The following is a 20,849-nucleotide window of genomic DNA, read 5'->3' as shown; positions in this document are numbered from 1 at the left end:
CCTTTCCTCAGGAAAGTCGCGCCCCATTTTGGCGCAAGTGCGCCAATAATGGAGGCGATCCATGCGCTCCCCGATCCTGGCGGCCCTGGCCGCGTTCATCCTGCTTGTCCCGGTTCTGGCCCAGGCCCACCACGGCTGGCGTTGGACCACCGGGGGCAACATCGAACTGACCGGCGTCATCCGGGAAGCCAAGCTGGGCAATCCCCACGGCGTGCTCACGGTCGAGGCCGACGGCGAAAGCTGGACGGTCGAGGTCGGCCAGCCATGGCGCAACGCACGCGCCGGTCTGAAGGACGGCGACCTGGCGCCGGGCGTTGAGATCCGCGCGATCGGTGAACCGTCGGCCGATGCCGAGGCACGCCGGATGAAAGTGGAACGGCTGTTCCTCGGCGACCGGGAATACGTCCTCTATCCCGAACGCGACTGACCGCCAAACGTGCCCGAGCTGCTGGCGACAACGCTGAGCGCGCTCGGCGAGTGGGAGGTCGCGCAGGCGCTGACGCAGGGGCGCTGGAGTTACGCCACCGTCAGCGCGCTGCACATCCTCGGGATCGCATTGCTGGTTGGTGGCATCCTGCCGCTCGACCTGCGGCTACTCGGGTTTTGGCGGTCGGTCGCGTTGCAAAGCCTGGCTGCGATCCTGACGCCGATGGCGGTCGCGGGCCTGCTGCTCGCGATTTCCACGGGAGTACTGCTGGTCAGCGTGCGCCCGCTCGACTATGCGGGCCTGCCCGTGCTGTGGGCCAAGCTGACGCTGATCGGCCTCGGTGCGGCCGGCGCCCTGGCCTTTCGGCTGCGGGTCGGACGCGATCCAGAGCGCGCCAGCCGCCGACTGCGGGTCTTGGCCGCGCTCGGATCGATGACGGCGTGGCTGGGCGCGCTCGCCTGCGGGCGCCTGATCGCCTTCACCGGACCCTGAGTCGCCCCTTTCCCCGACCTCTTCCGTTGCTCACCGGGAGCGTCCCGATGCCCCGTCTTGTCGTTCTTCTGGCCCTTGTTCTGCTGACCGTCCCCGCCCTGCCCGTTCCCAGCCAAGCGCAGGAGGGCGGCGATGTCTGGGCCGCGCTGGAGGCGCCCGGCACCGTCGCGATCATGCGCCATGCGCTGGCGCCAGGCACCGGCGATCCATCGCATTTCAAGCTGGGCGACTGTTCGACCCAGCGCGACCTGAACGCCGCCGGCCGCGCGCAGGCACGACGGATCGGCCAAGCCTTCCGGGACAACGGCATCGAGGTCGACCGCGTGCTGACCAGCCAGTGGTGCCGCTGCCGACATACCGCGCAGGAGTTGGGCCTGGCCTCGGTCGAGGATTTTCCCGCCCTCAACTCCTTCTTCCAGAACCGCGCTACCCGCGATGCCCAGACGGCGGCCGTGCGCGACTTCCTCGCGACCGCGCCGGACGACGCAAAGCTCGTGCTGGTCACCCACCAAGTGAACATCACCGCGCTCACCGACGTCTTCCCGTCGAGCGGCGAGGTGCTCGTCGTCGAGGTGGCGGACGACGGCACCGTGGACGTTCGCGGCAGTTTCCTGATTCGCGCCCCGCGCTAAAGCGGATATTCACCACCAAGACACGGAGACACCAAGCCTGGGGCCTAGATCGACTTCGGTTCACCGGAAACAGCCGCAACCCGGTTTTCCGGGCTGCAAAAGCCTTGAAAGGCCACCGGCATGCTATCCCGGTGCCTTGGCGGTGACCCGATCATCTACCCCCGCAATTCGCCGCCCGTCTTCTTCGTCACCTGTCCGATCACCTTCTGCCCGACCGCGTCGATTTCCTTCTCGGTCAGGGTCTTTTCGGTCGGCTGCAGGGTGACGGCGATGGCAAGCGACTTCTTACCCTCGCCGACCTTGTCGCCGGTATAGACGTCGAACAGCTTGACCTCCGCGATCAGGGCCTTGTCGGCGCCCTTGGCCGCACGGATCACGTTTTCCGCGGGCACGTCGGCCCCGACCACGAAGGCGAAGTCACGCTCGACCGGCTGCAGGGACGATAGGCTGAGGCCGCCGCGCTTCTTGGTCTGCGGCACGCGGTCGACGAACACCTCGAAGGCCGCCACGGGCCCGCGCAGGTCGTAGGCCTCCAGTATCTTGGGATGCAGCTCGCCGAAGGTGGCCAGAACCTGCTTGCCCAGGCGCAGCGCGCCAGAACGGCCCGGGTGGTACCAGCCTGGCGCGTCGGTCGAGACCTGCAGGTTGTCGACCGGCGCCCCGGCCGCCGCCAGCGCCGCGAGCGCATCGGTCTTAGCGTCGAACACGTCATGGGACCGACGGTCGACGTCCCAGTGGCGTGGGGCGTTGTGGCCGGCGCGCAGACCGGCAGCGAGCGTTTCCTGCCCGTCCGGCGCGGCGGAGAAGTACTGCGGGCCGATCTCGAACAGGGCGACGTCGGGGAAGCCGCGGTCGGCGTTGCGCGTGCCCGCCTCGACCAGGTTGGCGAGCACCGCCGGACGCATCACGTCGAGTTCGCTGGAGATCGGGTTCGCGACCTGAAGGTCCGGAATCTGGCCGCCGAACAGCTCGGCATGGCGCGACGACATGAAGGAGAAGGTCACCGCCTCGTTCATGCCGCGGGCGGCGAGCGCGGCGCGCGCCAGTTCGCCCCGGCGCTGCGCCGGGGTGACGGCCGCCTGCGGCACGGCCGTGAGCGGTGGCAGCGGCACGGTCGGAATGGCGTCGTAGCCGTTGATCCGCAGCACTTCCTCGACCAGGCACGCCTCGCCTTCGACGTCGACGCGCCAGGGCGGGACGGTCGCCTTGATCACCTGGTCGTCGCCAGCCGTCTCGAAGCCGAGGTCGTCCAGGATCCGCCGGCAGGTCTTGGCGCCGATCTCCAGGCCGCCCAGCTCCCCGACGCGCGCGACCCGCAGTTCGATCTGCTTGCGCGTATTGGGAATCTCGCCCGCGGCCGTCAGATGGCTCGCCTCGCCGCCGCAAAGCTCCTGAATCAGGCGGGTGGCGACCGCAACGCCCCAGTCGGCGCTTTCCGGGTCCAGGCCGCGCTCGAAACGGAAGCGCGCATCGGACAGCAATCCCAGCCGCCGGCCGGCCTTGGCGATACGCACGGGATCGAACAGCGCGACCTCCAGGAACACCTCGGTGGTATCGGAGGTCACGCCGGAGTCCTGTCCGCCCATCAGACCGCCGATGCCGTGGGCACACTCCCGGTCGGCGATCACGACCGTCTCGGGGTCGAGGGTATAGGTCTGCTCGTCCAGCGCCTCGATCTGCTCGCCGTTATGGGCGAGGCGCATGGTGAGATCGCCCTTCACCTTGGCCGCGTCAAACACGTGCAGCGGCCGACCCAGGTCGAAGGTGACGTAGTTGGTGATGTCCACGAGCGCGGAGATCGGCCGCAGCCCGATCGCGCGCAGGCGCCGCTGAATCCACGCCGGACTCTCGCCATTGCGCACGTCGCGGAAGTGCCGCCCGCCAACATAGGGGCAGGCCTCTTCCGCGCCCGCCGGCAGGTCACGCCGCCACTGCAGCGGCGGTTCGTAGCTGCCCGCGACCGCGGCCAGGCGCGGATCTTCCTTCAGCGCGCCGAGCCCGGCGGCGGCCAGATCGCGCGCCACACCGCGCACGCCCAGGCAGTCGGCGCGGTTGGGCGTGATCGCGATGTCGAACACCGGATCGTCCAGCCCCATCACCTTCGCGAACGGCTCGCCGAGCGGCGCGTCGTCGGGCAACTCGATGATGCCCTCGTGCGCGTCGCTGAGCCCCATCTCGCGCTCGGAGACCAGCATGCCGTTGGACTCGACGCCGCGGATCTTGCCGGCCTTCAGCGTCAGATCGATCCCGGGCACGTAGGACCCCACCGGCGCAAACACGCCCTTCATGCCGGTCTTGGCGTTGGGCGCGCCGCAGATCACCTGCACCTCGGAGCCGTCGCCCGGATCGACGGTGCAGACCTTCAGCCGGTCGGCATCGGGATGCTGGGCAGCCTCCTTGACGTAGGCGACGCGGAAGGGCGCCAGCTCCTCCGCCTTGTTCTCCAGACCCTCCAGCTCGAGCCCGAGGTTGGTCAGGGCCTCGCCGATCTCCTCGGCGGTCGCGTCGGTGTCGAGGTGATCCTGCAGCCAGGACAGCGTGAACTTCATCGTCTCACAAACCCTTCACCGGCGACGGCGTCTCGATCGGTAGGAAGCCGTAGTGGCGCAGCCAACGCAGATCGGAATCGTAGAAGGTGCGCAGATCGGGGATGCCGTACTTCAGCATCGCCGCACGCTCGACCCCCATGCCGAAGGCAAAGCCCTGGTAGACGGCCGGATCGATGCCGCAGTTTTCCAACACCTTCGGGTGCACCATGCCGCAGCCCAGGATTTCCAGCCAGTCGCCGCCCTTGCCGATCTTGAGCTCGTTGCCCTGCTTGGAGCAGCCGATATCGACCTCGGCGGACGGCTCGGTGAACGGGAAGTAGCTGGGACGGAACTGCACCGGCAGGTCCTCGACCCCGAAGAAGGCGCGGCAGAACTCGATCAGCGTGCCCTTGAGGTGCCCCATGTGCGTCTTGCAGTCGACCACCAGCCCCTCGATCTGGTGGAACATCGGGCTGTGGGTGGCGTCGTCGTCGCTGCGGAAAGTACGGCCGGGCGCGATCACCCGGATCGGCGGCGCTTCCAATGCGCGCATCGCGCGGATCTGCACCGGCGAGGTGTGCGTGCGCAGCACCTTGCGGTGGCCGTCGTCGCCCGTGCCCTCGACGTAGAAGGTGTCGTGCTCCTGCCGGGCGGGGTGCTCGGGCGGGATATTGAGGGCGGTGAAGTTGTGGAAGTCGTCCTCGACGTGCGGCCCTTCGGCGACCCGGAAGCCCATCGCCCCGAAGATCTGGATCATCTCCTCGATCGTGCGGGAGATCGGGTGGACGCGGCCCATGTCGAACGGGCGCGCCGGCAGGGTCACGTCGACCCGCTCGCGCTCCAGGCGGGCCTGCAACTCTGCGTCCGCGAGGTGTGCCTTGCGCGTCTCGATGGCGTTCTGAACGGCGTCCTTGACCGTATTCAGCGCCTGGCCAACGCGCTTGCGTTCGTCCGCGTCGAGCTGACCCAGCTGCTTCATCTGCTGGGTCAAGCGCCCCTTCTTGCCGAGCGCGGAAACCCGCACCTGCTCCAGATCGTCGAGCGTCTGCGCGGCCTCAACCTCGCTCAGCAGCGACCGCTTCAGCTCTTCAGGCTCGTCCATCGCGGCACACGTCTTGGTTGTTATCGATCATCGCGGGCGGGCTTGGCGCCCGCCCGGCGCACCAGCGGCCCAGCCATCGCCGTGATGACCGGGCCGCCTGCAATCCTTCGTCAGGAAACGTCTCGCGGCCGCTGCGCGGGCCGCGATGCGTCCTACATGGCGCCGCGGCCGGCGGAGGAATCTTCCTTCGCGCCCGCCGGCAGAGCCTTGCGCGCCTGCTCGACCAGATTGGCGAAGGACTCCGGCTCGCGCACCGCGATATCGGCCAGCACCTTGCGGTCCAGCTCGACGCCGGCCTCGCGCAGGCCAGCCATCAGCTGGCTGTAGGTCAGGCCGTTGTTGCGCGCCCCGGCGTTGATCCGCTGAATCCACAGGCTGCGGAATTCACGCTTGCGCTGCTTGCGGTCGCGGTAGGCGTACTGGAGGTTCTTTTCGACCCGCTGACGGGCAACGCGGATCGTGTTCTTCTGCCGGCCCCGGGCGCCCTTGGCGGCCTTGAGGACCTTGTTATGCTTAGCGCGGGAGGTAACTCCACGCTTCACGCGGGACATGGCGGCGCTCCTGCTTGGCTAGGAGATGACGGGAATTCAGTCTCGGGATCGGTCGGTCGCGAAGCGGCCCTAGTGGTAGGGCATGTAGTGCTTCTTGACCATATCCGCCTCGGTGGTGCGCAGCACCTGCATGCCACGCGCCTGTCGCTTCATCTTCTGCGAACGCTTGCGCAGGTTGTGCGACTTGAAGGCGTACTTGACCCGGACCTTGCCGGAGCCGGTCATCTTGAAGCGCTTCTTGGCGCCGCTCTTCGTCTTGAGCTTGGACATTTTCGTTCCTTTCGGATCGGGCCGTTGGCGGCCGGTGCGCAAAACCGCACCGGCACAGTGTTCGGACTTCCGGGCATGTCCAGATGGCCGCGGTCGCCCTTGTTTGGAGGTGCCGGGTTATAACCACGCAGGTCCGCCATTGCAAGGCGGCGCGACGGGCCGCCTTGCCGCGGAGAGCCGGCCGATGCAAACCTACGATGGGTGCCCGCCTGTGCGCCCCGGCCGGAGATTGCCGTGCCTCCTCCCATGCATACTCCCAGCGCCGCCACAACCCACCGTGCCTTCGCCGCGCTGCTACGCGATCTCCGCACCGAGGGCGGCAGCGATCAGCGGACTCTGGCGAACGACGGCGTGCGCGCCTGGCTCCGCGCGCTGGCCGATCAACAGCTGGGGGACGCGTGGCGCAGACGACATCTGGGCGAGGGGCCGAGCGCCCAGGTGGCGCTGTGCCCGCCGACGCCGGGCGACGTGCAAGCAACCTATGCACACCTGATCGGGCTGGAGGGGGCCAATGATGACGCGGGCGACATCGTCCTGCGACCCCGCCCCTTCGCCCGGCAACAGGCCGGTGCGTACTATACGCCGCCTGCCCTAATCGACCTGCTGCTCGACCAGGCAGGCGTCGGTCCCGCTACCCGGGCACTGATCGACCCCGCCTGCGGTGCCGGCGCATTCCTGTTGGCCGCGGCCGAGCGGATGCCGGTCGAGCGGCTTTACGGCATCGACATCGACCCGCTGGCCGTGGCCTGCACGCGGGTCGCGCTCGCCCTCAAGTGCCAGCAATCGGGCGTGGCACCCCCGGACCTGACCCAGCGCATCGTGTGCGCCGACGCCCTGCTGGATGACGATGCGTGGGCGCGCCTGACGCCGGCGGGCGGCTTCGACGCGATCGTCGGCAACCCGCCATGGGAGCGTGCGAAGCTGCAGCAGGTCGAGTGGCTGGCCGCCCGCGACCCCGCTTTCCACGGGCTGGACTCCGCCGGGCGCAAGAAACGTCTCGCCCAGCTCGCCGCAACCGGCAGCCCGCTGTGGCACGCCTTCGCGACCGAACGGCAGCGGCGCGCCGATTACGCAGCAACCCTGCGCGCGCGCTACCCTCACACCTGCGCCAGCGACGCCAACCTCTACGCCGGCTTCGCCGCGCTGGCCGCCGACCGCTTGCCCCCCGATGGCCATGCCGCCTTGCTGGTCCCGAGCGGGATCGCAACCGACCGCAGAACGTCAGGCTTCGTGCGCCGGCTGGCGGCTACCGGCAGGCTGGCGTCCTTCCTTGACTTCGAGAACCGTGGACGCGCGCGCAGCGGCGGCGCCCACCGTTTCTTCCCCGAGGTCGACAGCCGCTTCCGCTTCGCCTGCCTCACGTTGAGCGGACAGGAGAAAGCCGGGCAGCGAACCCGGCTTGCCTTCGCGCTCGGCGATCCAGGCGATCTCGCCGCGGAACGTCCGCTGGCGCTCAGCCGGCGCGCGCTCGCCACGCTCAATCCGGCCACAGGCGGCCTCCCGATGCCACGCAGCCGACAGGACGCAGCGCTCGCGCTTAGGCTGCATCGTCGCTGGCCGCCCCTGGTCGACCGACGCTGCGATGCGCCCTGCCCCACCTTTCCCGTCCGCTACCGGCGAATGTTCGACCTCACCAACGATGCCCATCGATTCCAGCCCTGGTCTGATGCCGACCCGGACGCCTGGCCGCTCTACGAAGGCAAGATGGTACAGGCGTTCGACCATCGGGCAGCCAGCATCGAGATCCATCCGGGCAATCTGAAGCGTCCGGCGCAGCCGCGTCGCACGAGCGACGCTGAACATGCCGACCCGACCTTTCGCCCCACCCCCCGTTTTGCCGTTCCGGGCGATCAGATGCGTTGGCCGGAGGGGCTGCACTGGGCGATCGGGTTGAAGCATGTCACCTCCCCCAGCAATGCCCGAACTGTGATTGCGGCGGCGGTGCCGCGCTGCGCTGCGGCCAATTCACTGCCGCTGCTGCTGCCCGCCGCGGAAGACGACGAAACCCTCGCGGCCTACCGTCGCGCGGCCCCGTTATTGCTCGCGAACCTGAACGCGCAGGTGCTCGACTGGCTGGCGCGGGGCAAACTGCAGGGCCAGAACCTGAACCTCTACATCCTGGAACAGCTCCCGGTGATTCCGCCGCACGCCTACACCAGCGAGACGGCCGCGACCGTGCGCCATGAGCTCAAACTGCTATGCCACACCAGCCACGATCTGGATGGTTTTGCCCACGATCTGGGCCATCCCGGCCCGCCGGTCGACTGGTCTCCGGAGCGCAGGGCGCGCGCCCGCAGTCGGCTGGATGCACTCTATGCGCGACTCTATAGCCTCACTCGTAACCAGTGCTCGCAGATCACCAACCACTTTCACGTTAGATGTTAAAAGATTAATAGGTATTCATAAAAGTCCAAAGCACACTTAAAGTTCCGTGAACGTTTGAAATTTGCAGCTCTGTACCTGCCCCTTACCTCTAACAACATACGTCCGATAACCCCGTCTTATTAAGACACATGCGCGTTGACCAACGCATTGCAACTTTCTCTATCGACATTCAGCTTTCTTTTGGTAAAAAATACTGCGGTATCCATTTTCGCGCTGTGAAATTGCGAAGGAAGAGCATGGCCGGTGTTGATCGACGTTCAATAACCTGGAGCCCACGGGATCCTATGACGGCACCAGAAATGCGCTGGGCCGATTCCCAGGATGCCCGTGCCGAGCCGGTCGACGAGCCGGCCCATCCGACGATCACCGATCACGAGCGCGGTGCGGGTGCGGTGGCCCACTCACTGGAACAGCTCGTACGGGTGCACTTCGCGCGCAGCTTCGTCCACGGCCTGAAGCCAGCCCAATGGCATGCGCTGCGCTATTTTGCGGTGATGCCGCAAGAACAGCGGACGGTGACGGCGTTCGCGCGCCATCGCGGATCCACGATGGGAACCGCATCGACCACGATTTCCGCTCTGGTCCGCAAGGGCTACCTGGGCCGTCGCGGCAGCGGGGCGCGCAACAGCGGGTTACACGTGACCGAGGAGGGCCACGAGCTGTTGAGCGACGATCCAATCAACGAATTGGTGCAGGCAATCGACACACTGGATCCGCAGGAGCGCAGCGCCCTGGAGCGTGCCCTGCCCAAGCTGGTCGACTATATGACCCGCGGCGACTGACCCGCGGCGATCTGGTTGGCCGCAAAGGGCGGCCTGATACAGCTGCAGGCGGACACAGGCGGCTTACGGAAAAAGTCCACCGATCGATGCCGATCGGTGGACTTTTTTTTCGCGATCCAAGGCCGTGACTGGCCGACTCCGGCAGCGCCTCAGCGCGGCGCGATCACCATGATCATCTGACGGCCTTCCAGCTTCGGGTGGGCCTCGACCTTGGCCTTTTCACCCAGGTCTTCCTGCACCTTTCCCAGAAGCCGCTTGCCCAAGTCCTGGTGCGCCATTTCACGGCCACGGAAACGCAGCGTGACCTTGACCTTGTCGCCCTCGTCCAGGAACTTATTGATGGCCTTCATCTTCACGCCGTAGTCGTGGTCGTCGATGTTCGGGCGCATCTTGATCTCTTTAAGCTCGATCGTCTTCTGTTTCTTTCGAGCTTCGGCGCGCTTCTTCTGTTCTTCGTACTTGTAGCGGCCGTAGTCGAGGATGCGGCACACCGGCGGCGAGACGTTCGGCGACACCTCGACCAGGTCGAGGCCGTGCTCCCCTGCCCGATCGAGTGCATCACGCGTTTCGAGCACGCCGAGATTCTCGCCCTCGGGGCCGATCAGGCGCACTTCACGGACATTGATCTGGTCGTTGACGCGGGGGCCGCCCTTGGTCGGCGGGCCCGAAGTTGCTGGCCTGGCTATGGATCAGACTCCCTTGCCTGTTTAACCGTGTCGCTCGCTCGGCGCCGCCGGCACTGCCGGCAACGCGTCGCGTGTCGTTACGTGGTTGTCCTGTCGATGCAATCCAACCCGTCGGTGCAACCCATCCGATCGATCGCCGGTCATAGACCGGACAATCGCAGGTGGCTCAACCAACCTTGGGCATTGCTGCTTCTTCCGCGAGTCTAGTCACCGCATCGTCGAGCGCAAGAACCTCTTGTTGCTTGCTGCCCAGCCGACGCAACGCCACCGTCCGGTCTTGCGCCTCGCGCTCACCGACCACGGCGATCACCGGGACCTTCTGGTTGGAGTGCTCGCGGACCTTGTAGTTGATTTTCTCGTTGCGCAGGTCCGTCTCAACCCGAAGACCCGCCTGGCGCAACGCCGCCGCAGCCTCGTTGGCATACGCGTCGGCCGCGCTGGTGATCGTCGCCACGGTCGCCTGCACCGGCGCGAGCCACATCGGGAAACGCCCGGCGTGCTCCTCGATCAGGATCGCGATGAACCGCTCGAACGAGCCGACGATCGCCCGGTGCAGCATGACCGGCCGGTGCTTGTTGCCGTCCTCGCCGATATAGTTGGCGTCTAGCCGCTCCGGCAGCACGAAGTCGGCCTGGTGCGTACCGCACTGCCAATCGCGGCCGATCGCATCACGCAGCACAAACTCCAACTTGGGCCCGTAGAACGCACCCTCGCCCGGATTCATCGTGTAGGGGATGCCGGTCGCCTCGATCGCTTCCTTGAGCGCGGCCTCCGCCTTGTCCCAAACCTCGTCCGAGCCGGCGCGTGTCTCGGGGCGGTCGGAGAACTTGACCCGCACGTCCTCGAACCCGAACGCGTGATATATCTCCAGCAGCATGTCGCAGAACTTCTGCGTCTCGCTGTTGATCTGCTCGGGCGTACAGAAAATGTGCGCGTCGTCCTGGGTGAAGGCGCGCACGCGCATCAACCCATGCAGCGCACCCGACGGCTCGTAGCGGTGGCAGGAGCCGAACTCCGCGATCCGGTAGGGCAGATCACGGTAACTGGTAACGCCCTTGTTGAAGATCTGAACGTGCGCCGGGCAGTTCATCGGCTTGATCGCGAGGGTATGGTCATCCTCGCTCTTCGCCGTAAACATCGCCTCGCGGAACTTCTCCCAGTGGCCCGAGCGCTCCCACAACGACCGGTCGATCAGCTGCGGCGTCTTGACCTCGTGGTAGCCTTCGCGCTCCTGCATCCGGCGGACGTACTTTTCCACCTGCCGGTAGAGCGTCCAGCCCTTGGGGTGCCAGAACACACTGCCGACGGCTTCTTCCTGGAGGTGGAACAGGTCGAGTTCGCGGCCCAGCCGGCGGTGGTCGCGCTTCTCCGCCTCCTCCAGCATGGCCAGGTAGTCGTTGAGCCGTTTCTCACTCTCCCAAGCCGTGCCGGCGATCCGCTGCAGCTGCTCGTTGTTCGGGTCGCCGCGCCAATAGGCGCCGGAGACCTTCATCAGCTTGAACGCATGACCGACCCGTCCCGTCGACGGGGCGTGCGGCCCACGGCAAAGGTCGAGCCAGTCGTCGCCCTGGCGGTAGATCGTGATCTGCTCGCCCTTCGGGATGCCCTCGCGGATGTGCTGGGCCTTGTACTTCTCGCCCTTCTCGTCAAAGAAGTGCGCCGCCGCGTCGCGGTCCCAGACCTCGCGCACGAACGGCTTGTCCGCATCCACGATCTCGTGCATGCGCTGTTCGATCTTCTCCAGATCGTCGGTCGAGAAGGGGTGCGCGCGGGCGAAGTCGTAATAGAAACCGGTCTCGGTCGCCGGGCCGAAGGTGACCTGCGCGTCCGGAAACAGCTCCTGCACCGCCTCCGCCATCACGTGGGCGGCGTCGTGCCGGATGATCTGGCGCGCGTCCTCGTGCTTCGGGGTGACGATCTCGACCCGCGCGTCGCCCGTGACCGGCAGGTCCAGGTCGCGCAACTCGCCGTCCACCTTGACCACGAGCGCGTCCTTGGCCAACCGCTTGCCGATCCGCTCCGCAATCTCGCGGCCGGTCGGTGCGTGGTCGAACGCCAGTTGGTTGCCGTCCGGGAGTGTGATCGTCACCGCCTGCGCGGCCTTGGCAACACGCGTCAAAACTCTGCCCTTCTCAACTAACACTGCCGGCCCGTTACGCGACCGTGGCGTCAAGCTAGCCAGCGCAGTCACCCTGTCAAGCGACGAGGGCGCGCAGCCGCCCTACTGGCCCAAAACAAGCACGAGCACTTAGACGCCCCGGCGCGTGGCCTCCGCCTCGACTATCTGGATGCGGGCCGCAACGTCGATCTCCAACTGGCTGGTCACCTCCAGCTCCCTGTTCTCCAGTGCCGCCTCGCTCACAACGCCGCCGCCGGCCTGCACCAAGGCCGCGTCACGCGCGGTCAACAGGGCTGCGATATCCGCCCGGTAGAGACGCAACAACGCGCTCAGCCAACCATTGACCTCGGGCGCCGGCTTATCGCCCGTCATCTCGAAGTTGGCCAACAGACGCACCGCCGTCGCGGCAGGATACCAACGCTCACCCGTGACCCAACGGTTGGTGGTGAACAGCCGCACGGCGCGTCCGGAGGTATCGATCGACACCGCGACCAAGTGGGTGAGTGCGGTCGGCGGCGGCATCTCGTCCCCTGGGAGCAGATCGCTCAGGCCGACCGGACGGACAAAGGTATGGAAATGCCCATGCTCACCGGGAAAGCGCTCTTCGGCCGCATGTGCATGGTAGAAATATTGGCTTTCCCGGGACGGGTCATAGGCATCGCCCTCGGGATAATGGTCCCACTCGTAAAAGGCCTCGGCCTCCGCCAACAGACGGGCCACGACGTTGCCGCCGCGCACCGCGAGGTCCGTCTCGATCTCACGCACCCGCCGCGCCGCAGCGCCCAGAGCGGCCACCTCCGCGTCACCCACCTGGGACAAATCGACTGTCGCAAAGCCGCCTTCCGACGCGGCCTTCGTTTCCGCCTGTACGTTCACCTGCGCCTACTTTCGTCCGCCGCCCGGATGCGCTGCCAATCGCTAGCGCCATCCCAACAGCCTACCCGTTCGGCGCGTCGCGCACCACCAGGACGGAGCGCTTCGAATGCCGAACCACGCGTGCGGCGTTCGGCCCCAGCAGATAATCGCGCAATTCGGGACGGTGCGAGGCCATGCAGATCAGATCGCAATCCGCTTCCTCGGCCATCCGTAGGATCTCGTCATAGACGCGCCCGTGCCCCACCAGGTGCTGCACCTCGACGCCGGCCGGCACGTGATCCCTGGTGAATGTATGCAGGCGTTGGCGCGCCTCCTCGACGATTTTCTGTTCGTAGTCGTGCGGGAAGTACTGCGCGACCATCGTGGCGCCGAAATCGGGCACGACGGTGAGCACGTGCAGCCGGCTGCCGAACGCCTGCGCCAGCTCGACCGCCCGCGACACGGCGGCCTTCCAGGAGTTTTCCTCGGCCAAGTCGACCGGAACCAGGATGTCTTTGTACATGCCGTTACCCTCTATCGTTGACCGGTCATCGGGGATCGGTCGCCCCTAGCCGGTCATTCCGCGCCGGCGCCCTGGGGTTGCGGCTTCGGCGCCGGACGGCCGGGATTGCGCCGACGCTGCAACAGATAGACGCCGCCCAGGAGCACCAACGCCGGAATGAAGAACAGTTCCTTTGGCGGCTGCTGGGTGGGAACCTGCAGACCCCGCACCTTCCAGCCGAAGTCGACGCCCGCCTTCTCCGCCGGCGAGTTAAAGACGACATTGGTGATCTGCACCTGATCGCCCATCGTCTGCACCATGATACCGGCGTGTTGCAGACGCTGCACACCCGACTTGCCCTCCGCCGGACCCAGTGGCAGGAGCACGGTCTTGCGCGCTTCTTCGCCTTCAATGGTCAGGCCTTCGATCACCACGCGCAGGGAATCGCCGGCCGGCGCCTCGGCCGCGCGCTCGGTGATCTGGGTCGGGTCGACCGTCCGGTAGGGCGGGATCATCTGATCCATCCAGTAGCCAGGCCGCAGCAGCGTGAAGGCGACCAGCAGCAGGAGCGCACTTTCCCAGATCTTGCTGCGCGCGGCGAAGTAGCCCTGCGTCGCCGCCGCGAATACCAGGATGCCGGCGAGCGCCGAACTCACCACCAAGATAAAGTCGATCGGCCCCGAGACGTCGATCAGCAACAGCTCGGTGTTGAAGATGAACACGAACGGCAGCACCACCGTGCGCAGCGAATAGAAGAACGCGGTGAAGCCGGTCTTGATCGGGTCGCCGCCCGATACGGCGGCCGCGGCGAAGGAGGCCAGCCCCACCGGCGGTGTCACATCGGCCATGATGCCGAAGTAGAAGACGAACATGTGCACCGCAATCAGCGGCACCACCAGCCCGACCTCGGAGCCGAGCTGCACCACCACCGGCGCCATCAGCGAGGAGACCACGATATAGTTCGCCGTGGTCGGCAGGCCCATGCCCAGGATCAGGCTCAACAGGGCGGTGAACAGCAGCATCAGGATGATGTTGCCGCCGGAGATCAGCTCGACGAACTCCGTCATCACCTGGCCAATGCCGGTCAGGGTCACGGTACCGACGATGATACCGGCGGCCGCGGTGGCGACGCCGATGCCGATCATATTGCGCGCGCCGGCGATCAAACCGTCGAGCAGTTCGATCCCGGACGCCTTCATCTGCGTGGCGTAGTCGCTGGACTTGCGGAAGAACGCCTTGAGCGGGCGTTGCGTCACCAGGATGAACAGCATGAACGCGGTCGCCCAGAAGGCCGAAAGGCCGGGCGACAGCCGCTCGATCATCAAGCACCAGACGAGCACGCCGACCGGCGGCAGATAGTACAGACCAGCCTTCACCGTCGGCCCCACCTCGGGCAGGCGGTAGACCGGCTTGTTGGGGTCGTCGAGTTCCAGTTCGGGCACCCGGGTGGCATACCAGACCAGCGCCGCATAGGCGGCGAACACCAGCAGCGCCATGACATAGACGGCCACGCCGCCGAACAGCGCGGTGACCAGCTTGACCAGCCCATAGACGCCGAACGCCCCGATCACGACGTTGCAGGCGATAATCGCGCCGGTCGACACCAACTTCCAGCGGCTGTCGGCAGGCACCGCGCGGCTGACACCGAAATAGAGCGCCATCTGCAGCGCGCCGATCAGAACCACCGCCCACAGCAGGTTGGACGACTGCGCCAGCAATCCGGCAAGCTCGAACAGCCAGTAAACCGCCCCCGCGATGATCGCGATCGACGCCACGGTCAGCCCGAGCGCGATCAGCATCCATTTCGCCGGCTTGGGTTCCTGCGGCTTGGACAGCGCCTGGAAGTCGCCCTTCAGCGCCTCGAGGTGGACCAGATAGAGCAGCGCGATATAGCTGATCACCGCCGGCAGAAAGGCGTGCTTGATCACCTGGAAATAGGGGATGCCGACGTATTCCACCATCAGGAAGGCGGCCGCGCCCATCACCGGAGGCATCAGCTGGCCATTGACGCTGGAGCCAACCTCGACCGCGCCGGCCTTCTCGCTGGAGAAGCCGACCCGTTTCATCAATGGCACCGTGAAGGTCCCGGTGGTGACCACGTTGGCGATCGAGGAACCGGAGATCAGACCGGTCATCGCGGAGGAGACGACGGCCGCCTTGGCCGGCCCACCGCGCAGGTGGCCCAGCAGCGCGAAAGCGACCTGGATGAAGTAGTTACCCGCCCCTGCTTTATCGAGCAGCGAGCCAAACAGCACGAACAGGAAGACGAAACTGGTCGAGACACCCAGCGGCACCCCGAACACGCCCTCGGTCTGCAGCCACTGGTGCCACATCGTCTTGTCGAGCGAGGCGCCCTTCCACTGAATCACGTTCGGCACGAGTTCAGACGAGCCGAAAAAGACGTACGCCAGGAAGACCAGCGCGACGATCATCAATGGCGGACCAAGCGCCCGGCGCGTCGCTTCCAGCAGACAAACCATGCCCACACAGGCAACGACAGTATCGTACCAGGTCGGCAGACCAACGCGCCCGGCCAGCGCCTCGTAGAAAAAGAACTGATAGGCGGCACAGAAGGCCGCGACGCCGGCAATCAGCCAGTCCTGGACCGGCACCTTGTTCCGGGGCGAACTCTTCAGCGTCGGATAGGCGGTGAACGCCAGGAAGATCGCGAACGCCAGATGTATGGCGCGCGCTTCCGTGTCATTCAAAATGGCGATGTTCAGGATGAACGGCAGCGGCGAGGCGTACCACAGCTGGAACAGCGACCAAGTCAGCGCAACACCGAGAATGGTCCATTTGGCTGCGGAATTATCGGGATCGCGCGCGCCGGTATCGGTCGACGCGACCAGATCGTCCAGCTTCTTATCCTCGGCCGCCTTGCCCTGCTGCGGGCTTTGCGAACTCGCCATGACGCCTCCAGGTCACCCAGCGCGTGCACCGGCGACGCGCATTGTCGAAGCAGATCCGCCGACGTTTCAACGCCGCCTCTTCACAGTACAGATCGGCCGCGCCCCGCTTGCCGGGACGCGGCCGTCTGCATCTCAGATCAAGGTCGCTGACTTACTTCAGGCCAGCTTCCTTGTAGTACTTCAGAGCCCCTTCGTGGATCGGAGCGGACAGCGACTGGCTGACCATCTCCTCCTTATTCAGGACCTGGAAGGCCGGGTGCAGCGACTTGAACTGGTCGAAGTTCTCGAACACGGCCTTGGCCAGCTCGTAAGCCACCTTGTCCTTGACGTCCGCGCTGGTGACCAAGGTCGCACGCACACCGAAGGTGGTCACATCGTCCGGGTTGGCGTTGTACATGCCGCCCGGGATGGTGGCGAAGGAGTAGTATGGCCGATCCGACACGAGCTTCTCGATCTGCTCGTTCTTCACGTTGACCAGCTGGGCGTTACAGGTGGTCGTGGCCTCCTGGATCGAACCGGACGGGTGGCCGACCACATAGACGAAGGCGTCGATCTTGTTGTCGCACAACGCCTGCGCCATCTCGGAAGCCTTCAACTCGGAGGCGAGCGAGAAGTCATCCATGCTCCAGTCCATGGCCTCCATGGCGATCTCCATGGTGGCGCGCTGACCGGAGCCCGGGTTGCCGACGTTGACCCGCTTGCCCTTCAGGTCCTCGAAGTCCTCGATGCCGCTGCCCTCGCGGGCGACCACGGTGAACGGCTCCGGGTGCAGCGAGAACATCGCGCGCAGATCCTTGTACGCGCCCGCATCCTCGAAGCGGGAAGAACCGTTATAGGAGTGATACTGCCAGTCCGACTGGGCGACGCCGAACTCCAGCTCACCCGCGCGGATGGTGTTCAGGTTGTAGACCGACCCGCCGGTGGATTCGACGGAGCAGCGGATGCCGTGCTCGTCGCGGTCCTTGTTGACCAGACGGCAGATCGCGCCGCCGGCCGGATAATAGACGCCGGTCACGCCGCCGGTGCCGATGGTGACGAAATTCGTATCGTCCTGGGCCAGCGCCTCGCTGCTGGTTCCCGCCATCCAGGCACCGGTCGCAACGGCGACGGCGGCGGCCGTGATCACGAGCTTCTTCATGTAGGAGCCTCCGTAGACTGCCTTGGGTTGGTTGGTTTCGGGGATGGCATAGCGACGGCAGATACGCCAGTCCTCCCCGACCGGCCCGTTACGCGAAAGCGCGTAGACGCAAGCCGGCGATGATTCTCGGCCTTAACAACAAAGGAGAGACGCGGTGATCTGGAGAGCACATGCAGGCTCGGTGCCCCAAGCCGTTCGACATCGGCGTGCGTGCACCCAGAGCGTGTGGCGCTTACCCGCTGGGTCCTCAACGTTCCCCTCTGTTGAAGCCAATCCCTGAAGGGTTTTGTTCTTCTTCCCTCACACGCGCCGTTGCTTCGCATCATGGGGTCGGCGCGCGTGTCCCATTGAACACAGTTTCCCCTCGCATGACCAGAGGGAGCTACGGGCAATTTTATCCCTGTTCCCAAAGCAGCCCGTTCAATTCCGCGCGCAAGGTGGCGGCGTCCGCAAGCGGCCGGCCGATCGCCTGCGCACCCGTGGCAACGTTGGCAACCAAGGCGGCGTTGTCCGGCGCACTGCGGCCATCGGGCAACAGTAGATTGTTCTCGAATCCCACGCGTACCTGCCCGCCGAGCCCGGCTGCCGTGAGCGCGCAGGCGGCCTCGCGCGGGCCGAAGGCACATACCATCCAGGGCGTCTCGTCCGGCCAGTCCGGCGTCACAAAATTCAGCAACTCCCCAGGGGTTGCATCACGCGCTTGAGCATAGCTGCCGAGGACGAATAGCAGCCAGTGCCGCCGGCCGGGGATCACGCCGCGAGCGACCAGGGCGCGGTAACGGGCCAGATCGCCGGAATCGTACAGGATATACTGTACCGACACCGCCTGCGTCCGCGCCCAGCTCAGGAAGTCCGCCGCCGCCTCCTCGTCCTCCGGCCGGCCGATCGCCTCGCGCACCGCCAGACTGACCGACTCCGGTTGCAGGGCGCGCATGGCGTCCAGCTGCTCGCGCGGACCGTACCGGCCGCCGGACTCAGAGGTCGCCTGGATCACCAGCCGGTCGCCGACCCGCGCGCGGATCGCGTCGATCGCCCGGGCATAGTGCGCCGGGTCCAGGCTGTGGCGGCCCTCGGCGTCGCGGACGTGCAGGTGGAACATCGCAGCCCCCGCCTGCTGGCAGGTCGCCGCAGCATCGGCCAACTGGTCGGCGGTCACCGGCAGGGCAGGACAATCGTTCGGGGTCTTGCGCGCGCCGTTCGGGGCAGCGGCGATCACCAGGGGCGCGACGTGCGCACTCACGCCGACGCTCCACTCACCTGGCCGAGCGCATCCGCCAGAGCCGCCTCCAGCTTCTCCACCAGCTCCTCGCGGTGGCTGTCTTCCAGGATGTACGGCGGGGCGAGCAGCACGTGGTCTCCGCGCGTTCCATCCGCCGTGCCGCCATTGGGGTAGCAGACCAGCCCGCGCGCAAAGGCGGCCGACTTGATCCGGGCGTGCAGCTTCTCAGCCGGGTCGAACGGGGCCTTGGTGGCGCGGTCGGCGACCAGTTCCATGCCGACGAACAAGCCACGGCCCCGAATGTCGCCCACGTGCGGATGCTTGCCGAAGTGCGCGGTCAGATCCGCGCGCAGCTTGTCCCCCTGCCCGATCACGTTGGCCAGCAGATCATCGCGCTCGATCGCGCGCTGCACCGCAAGCGCGCCGGCGCAGGCGGTCGGGTGCCCGATGTAGGTGAAGCCGTGCTGGAACGCCCCGCTACCGTTGGCGATCGCGTCGTAGATCGCGTTGGACATCAACACCGCGCCGACCGGCTGGTAGCCCGCGCCCAGGCCCTTGGCGCAGGTCAACAGGTCCGGCGCCACGCCGTCCTGGCGGCAAGCGTAGAGCGTGCCGGTACGGCCCATCCCGCTCATCACCTCGTCCAGGATCAGGGTAACGCCGTGACGGTCGCAGATCTCGCGAATGCGTTTCAGATACCCTTCGACCGCCGGCACCGCGCCCAGGGTCGCACCCACCACTGGCTCGGCGATGAACGCCAGCACGGTTTCCGGGCCCAGCTCCTGCAGTTTCGTTTCCAGTTGGTCGGCCGCCCGCAGGGCGTAGTCCAGATCCGACTCGCCTGCCTCCTGATAGCGATAGGCGTAGCAGGGATCGATGAAGTGCACGTTGTCGGCCAAGAGTGGCCCGTACAGCGCGCGCCGGCCGGGGTTGCCGCTCGCCCCCAGTGCTCCCAGCGTGTTGCCGTGGTAGCTCTGGTGCCGGGCAACGATCTGGGTGCGCTGCGACTCGCCGCGCTCCACCGCCGCCTGGCGGGCAAGCTTGAGGGCCGTCTCGTTCGCTTCCGATCCGCCGGAGACGAAGTAGACGTGCTCCAGCCCCTCGGGCGCCCGGCTGGTCAGGTGCTCGGCAAGCTCCTCGGACGGCTGATTGCTGAAGAAGGCCGTGTGCGCGTAAGGCAGCCGGTCGAGCTGAGCCTGGACCGCCTCGATCACGTCGCGCCGGCTGTGACCCAGGCAGGACACGGCCGCGCCGCCGGAGGCGTCGAGGTAGCGCTGGCCGTCCTGGGCGATGATGTACGGGCCGTCACCGCCAACGGCGATGGGATAGCTCTGGCGGGTGGAGCGGTGGAGGATGCGGGTCATCGGGTCGTGGCTGCCGTTCGTGTTGGGCGACTAGGAACAGCCGCATCCCACGCCAAGCCCGGCCCCGGCGCAACCCCTGACGGTTGCGGCAGGCGGGGTGCGTCCTGTCGGCCCGTTGTCACCCGCCAGCCGCCCCAGTAGGATCGCGGGGCAGAATATCAAGCGCGCCGCGTCTTGCGCGCCGGCCGCGCCGCTCTCCCCCACACGTTAGGAAACCGCTGCGCTCATGGACCTCAAGCCGCACATCCGGCAGGTGCCGGATTTCCCCAAGCCGGGAATCCTGTTCTACGACATTTCGACCCTGCTGGCGCACCCCCAAGCCTGGCAGGCCACCGTGCAACAGTTGGAGGACGCGGTGCGGCCGGAAAAGCCGGAAATCCTGGCCGGCATCGAATCCCGGGGGTTCCTGGTCGCAGCCCCGCTTGCCCTGCAACTCGGCCTGGGCTTCGTGATGGTGCGCAAACAGGGCAAGCTGCCGGGGCCGAACGTGCCCTACACCTACGATCTCGAATACGGGCAGGACACGATCGAGATTCAGGAAGGCGCGATCCAGCCGGGCCAGCGGGTGATCGTGCTGGACGACCTGCTCGCCACCGGCGGCACGATGTCCGCCTCGGTCGAGTTGATCCGTAAGATCGGCGGCGACGTGCGCGGCTGCGCCTGCATCATCGAGTTGTCGTTCTTGCAGGGCCGCGCCAAGCTCGACGTGCCGGTGACCTCGCTGATCCAGTTCGACAGCTAACGGCTGGCGGTGCGGGAGGCCGTCGCAACCGCGGCCTTCCTTGCCGACTCTATGATGTAAGCGGTTAGCACACGCGTATTTTGGCACTGGCAAACCCAGTGCATCTGCATGAGTCCCGCACAGGCGCACGCTTTCCACGGTTCGTA

General features: G+C 66.4%; 18 protein-coding genes. 6 read left to right on the top strand and 12 right to left on the bottom strand.

Annotated features, from left to right (window positions below; all coding sequences use genetic code 11):
* The first annotated feature begins 61 nt into the window (after positions 1 to 61).
* The 3 genes from RHOSA_RS0107775 to RHOSA_RS0107765 are packed head-to-tail and all read left to right on the top strand — an operon-like array spanning position 62 to position 1,551.
* Positions 62 to 427 carry a DUF6152 family protein gene (locus RHOSA_RS0107775; protein ID WP_027288227.1) on the top strand — a complete coding sequence of 122 codons (366 nt, stop codon included), beginning with the start codon at positions 62 to 64 and terminating at the stop codon, positions 425 to 427.
* 9 nt (positions 428 to 436) lie between these two features.
* Entirely contained in the window at positions 437 to 919 is a 483-nt protein-coding gene (locus RHOSA_RS0107770) for a hypothetical protein (protein WP_027288226.1), read from the top strand.
* A gap of 47 nt (positions 920 to 966) precedes the next feature.
* A complete protein-coding gene (locus tag RHOSA_RS0107765) occupies positions 967 to 1,551 on the top strand; it encodes a histidine phosphatase family protein (RefSeq protein WP_027288225.1) in 585 nt (194 codons plus the stop codon).
* A 155-nt stretch (positions 1,552 to 1,706) separates the two neighbouring features.
* Here RHOSA_RS0107765 and pheT read toward each other — a convergent pair whose 3' ends face one another.
* The 4 genes from pheT to rpmI form a co-directional block, all read right to left on the bottom strand.
* Positions 1,707 to 4,100, bottom strand: a complete 2,394-nt coding sequence (gene pheT / locus RHOSA_RS0107760; protein ID WP_027288224.1) for a phenylalanine--tRNA ligase subunit beta — start codon at positions 4,098 to 4,100, stop codon at positions 1,707 to 1,709.
* 4 nt (positions 4,101 to 4,104) lie between these two features.
* On the bottom strand, positions 4,105 to 5,181 hold the full coding sequence (pheS, locus tag RHOSA_RS0107755) for a phenylalanine--tRNA ligase subunit alpha (protein WP_027288223.1): 1,077 nt from the start codon (positions 5,179 to 5,181) through the stop codon (positions 4,105 to 4,107).
* 152 nt (positions 5,182 to 5,333) lie between these two features.
* Complete coding sequence (gene rplT / locus RHOSA_RS0107750; protein ID WP_027288222.1) at positions 5,334 to 5,732, bottom strand: 50S ribosomal protein L20; 399 nt, start codon at positions 5,730 to 5,732, stop codon at positions 5,334 to 5,336.
* Between the two features lie 69 nt (positions 5,733 to 5,801).
* The gene (rpmI, locus tag RHOSA_RS0107745; protein ID WP_027288221.1) at positions 5,802 to 6,002 is read right to left on the bottom strand and encodes a 50S ribosomal protein L35; all 201 of its coding nucleotides are present in this window, start codon (positions 6,000 to 6,002) and stop codon (positions 5,802 to 5,804) included.
* A 246-nt stretch (positions 6,003 to 6,248) separates the two neighbouring features.
* Here rpmI and RHOSA_RS0107740 point away from each other — a divergent pair, with 246 nt between their 5' ends.
* Positions 6,249 to 8,387 carry an Eco57I restriction-modification methylase domain-containing protein gene (locus RHOSA_RS0107740; protein ID WP_027288220.1) on the top strand — a complete coding sequence of 713 codons (2,139 nt, stop codon included), beginning with the start codon at positions 6,249 to 6,251 and terminating at the stop codon, positions 8,385 to 8,387.
* A 284-nt stretch (positions 8,388 to 8,671) separates the two neighbouring features.
* A complete protein-coding gene (locus RHOSA_RS21210; protein ID WP_156092610.1) occupies positions 8,672 to 9,169 on the top strand; it encodes a MarR family winged helix-turn-helix transcriptional regulator in 498 nt (165 codons plus the stop codon).
* A 149-nt stretch (positions 9,170 to 9,318) separates the two neighbouring features.
* Here the strand turns inward: RHOSA_RS21210 and infC are convergent, their stop codons facing one another.
* The 8 genes from infC to RHOSA_RS0107695 all read right to left on the bottom strand — a co-directional run bounded on the left by infC (position 9,319) and on the right by RHOSA_RS0107695 (position 19,961).
* Complete coding sequence (gene infC / locus RHOSA_RS0107730; protein WP_027288219.1) at positions 9,319 to 9,855, bottom strand: translation initiation factor IF-3; 537 nt, start codon at positions 9,853 to 9,855, stop codon at positions 9,319 to 9,321.
* Positions 9,856 to 10,021: 166 nt separating this feature from the next.
* Positions 10,022 to 11,944, bottom strand: coding sequence for a threonine--tRNA ligase (thrS, locus tag RHOSA_RS0107725; protein ID WP_027288218.1), 1,923 nt, complete (start codon positions 11,942 to 11,944; stop codon positions 10,022 to 10,024).
* Between the two features lie 159 nt (positions 11,945 to 12,103).
* The gene (locus RHOSA_RS21205; protein ID WP_051431929.1) at positions 12,104 to 12,850 is read right to left on the bottom strand and encodes a DUF6969 family protein; all 747 of its coding nucleotides are present in this window, start codon (positions 12,848 to 12,850) and stop codon (positions 12,104 to 12,106) included.
* Between the two features lie 61 nt (positions 12,851 to 12,911).
* Positions 12,912 to 13,352: a universal stress protein gene (locus RHOSA_RS0107715; protein ID WP_027288217.1), complete on the bottom strand. Its 441-nt coding sequence runs from the start codon at positions 13,350 to 13,352 to the stop codon at positions 12,912 to 12,914.
* Between the two features lie 53 nt (positions 13,353 to 13,405).
* On the bottom strand, positions 13,406 to 16,240 hold the full coding sequence (locus RHOSA_RS21200) for a TRAP transporter permease (protein ID WP_051431928.1): 2,835 nt from the start codon (positions 16,238 to 16,240) through the stop codon (positions 13,406 to 13,408).
* 151 nt (positions 16,241 to 16,391) lie between these two features.
* Positions 16,392 to 17,378: a TAXI family TRAP transporter solute-binding subunit gene (locus RHOSA_RS0107705; RefSeq protein ID WP_027288216.1), complete on the bottom strand. Its 987-nt coding sequence runs from the start codon at positions 17,376 to 17,378 to the stop codon at positions 16,392 to 16,394.
* Between the two features lie 394 nt (positions 17,379 to 17,772).
* A complete protein-coding gene (locus tag RHOSA_RS0107700) occupies positions 17,773 to 18,618 on the bottom strand; it encodes a beta-keto acid cleavage family enzyme (protein WP_027288215.1) in 846 nt (281 codons plus the stop codon).
* On the bottom strand, positions 18,615 to 19,961 hold the full coding sequence (locus tag RHOSA_RS0107695; RefSeq protein WP_027288214.1) for an aspartate aminotransferase family protein: 1,347 nt from the start codon (positions 19,959 to 19,961) through the stop codon (positions 18,615 to 18,617). The genes RHOSA_RS0107700 and RHOSA_RS0107695 overlap by 4 nt, the downstream gene beginning before the upstream one ends.
* Positions 19,962 to 20,187: 226 nt before the next feature.
* On the opposite strand from RHOSA_RS0107695, the gene RHOSA_RS0107690 reads away from it, so the two are divergent.
* The gene (locus tag RHOSA_RS0107690) at positions 20,188 to 20,703 is read left to right on the top strand and encodes an adenine phosphoribosyltransferase (RefSeq protein ID WP_027288213.1); all 516 of its coding nucleotides are present in this window, start codon (positions 20,188 to 20,190) and stop codon (positions 20,701 to 20,703) included.
* Positions 20,704 to 20,849: the final 146 nt, after the last annotated feature.

This window comes from Rhodovibrio salinarum DSM 9154 (assembly GCF_000515255.1).
Classification (GTDB): domain Bacteria; phylum Pseudomonadota; class Alphaproteobacteria; order Kiloniellales; family Rhodovibrionaceae; genus Rhodovibrio; species Rhodovibrio salinarum.
This window is presented reverse-complemented; position numbering and strand designations above follow the sequence as displayed.

What these genes read in the sequence shown, in the direction of transcription:
- RHOSA_RS0107775 (WP_027288227.1), top strand. Translation starts at nt 62, where the DNA reads ATGCGCTCCCCGATCCTGGCGGCCCTGGCCGCGTTCATCCTGCTTGTC.
- RHOSA_RS0107765 (WP_027288225.1), top strand. Translation starts at nt 967, where the DNA reads ATGCCCCGTCTTGTCGTTCTTCTGGCCCTTGTTCTGCTGACCGTCCCC.
- pheT (WP_027288224.1), bottom strand. Translation starts at nt 4,100, where the DNA reads ATGAAGTTCACGCTGTCCTGGCTGCAGGATCACCTCGACACCGACGCG.
- pheS (WP_027288223.1), bottom strand. Translation starts at nt 5,181, where the DNA reads ATGGACGAGCCTGAAGAGCTGAAGCGGTCGCTGCTGAGCGAGGTTGAG.
- rplT (WP_027288222.1), bottom strand. Translation starts at nt 5,732, where the DNA reads ATGTCCCGCGTGAAGCGTGGAGTTACCTCCCGCGCTAAGCATAACAAG.
- rpmI (WP_027288221.1), bottom strand. Translation starts at nt 6,002, where the DNA reads ATGTCCAAGCTCAAGACGAAGAGCGGCGCCAAGAAGCGCTTCAAGATG.
- RHOSA_RS0107740 (WP_027288220.1), top strand. Translation starts at nt 6,249, where the DNA reads ATGCATACTCCCAGCGCCGCCACAACCCACCGTGCCTTCGCCGCGCTG.
- RHOSA_RS21210 (WP_156092610.1), top strand. Translation starts at nt 8,672, where the DNA reads ATGACGGCACCAGAAATGCGCTGGGCCGATTCCCAGGATGCCCGTGCC.
- RHOSA_RS0107715 (WP_027288217.1), bottom strand. Translation starts at nt 13,352, where the DNA reads ATGTACAAAGACATCCTGGTTCCGGTCGACTTGGCCGAGGAAAACTCC.
- RHOSA_RS21200 (WP_051431928.1), bottom strand. Translation starts at nt 16,240, where the DNA reads ATGGCGAGTTCGCAAAGCCCGCAGCAGGGCAAGGCGGCCGAGGATAAG.
- RHOSA_RS0107705 (WP_027288216.1), bottom strand. Translation starts at nt 17,378, where the DNA reads ATGAAGAAGCTCGTGATCACGGCCGCCGCCGTCGCCGTTGCGACCGGT.
- RHOSA_RS0107695 (WP_027288214.1), bottom strand. Translation starts at nt 19,961, where the DNA reads ATGACCCGCATCCTCCACCGCTCCACCCGCCAGAGCTATCCCATCGCC.
- RHOSA_RS0107690 (WP_027288213.1), top strand. Translation starts at nt 20,188, where the DNA reads ATGGACCTCAAGCCGCACATCCGGCAGGTGCCGGATTTCCCCAAGCCG.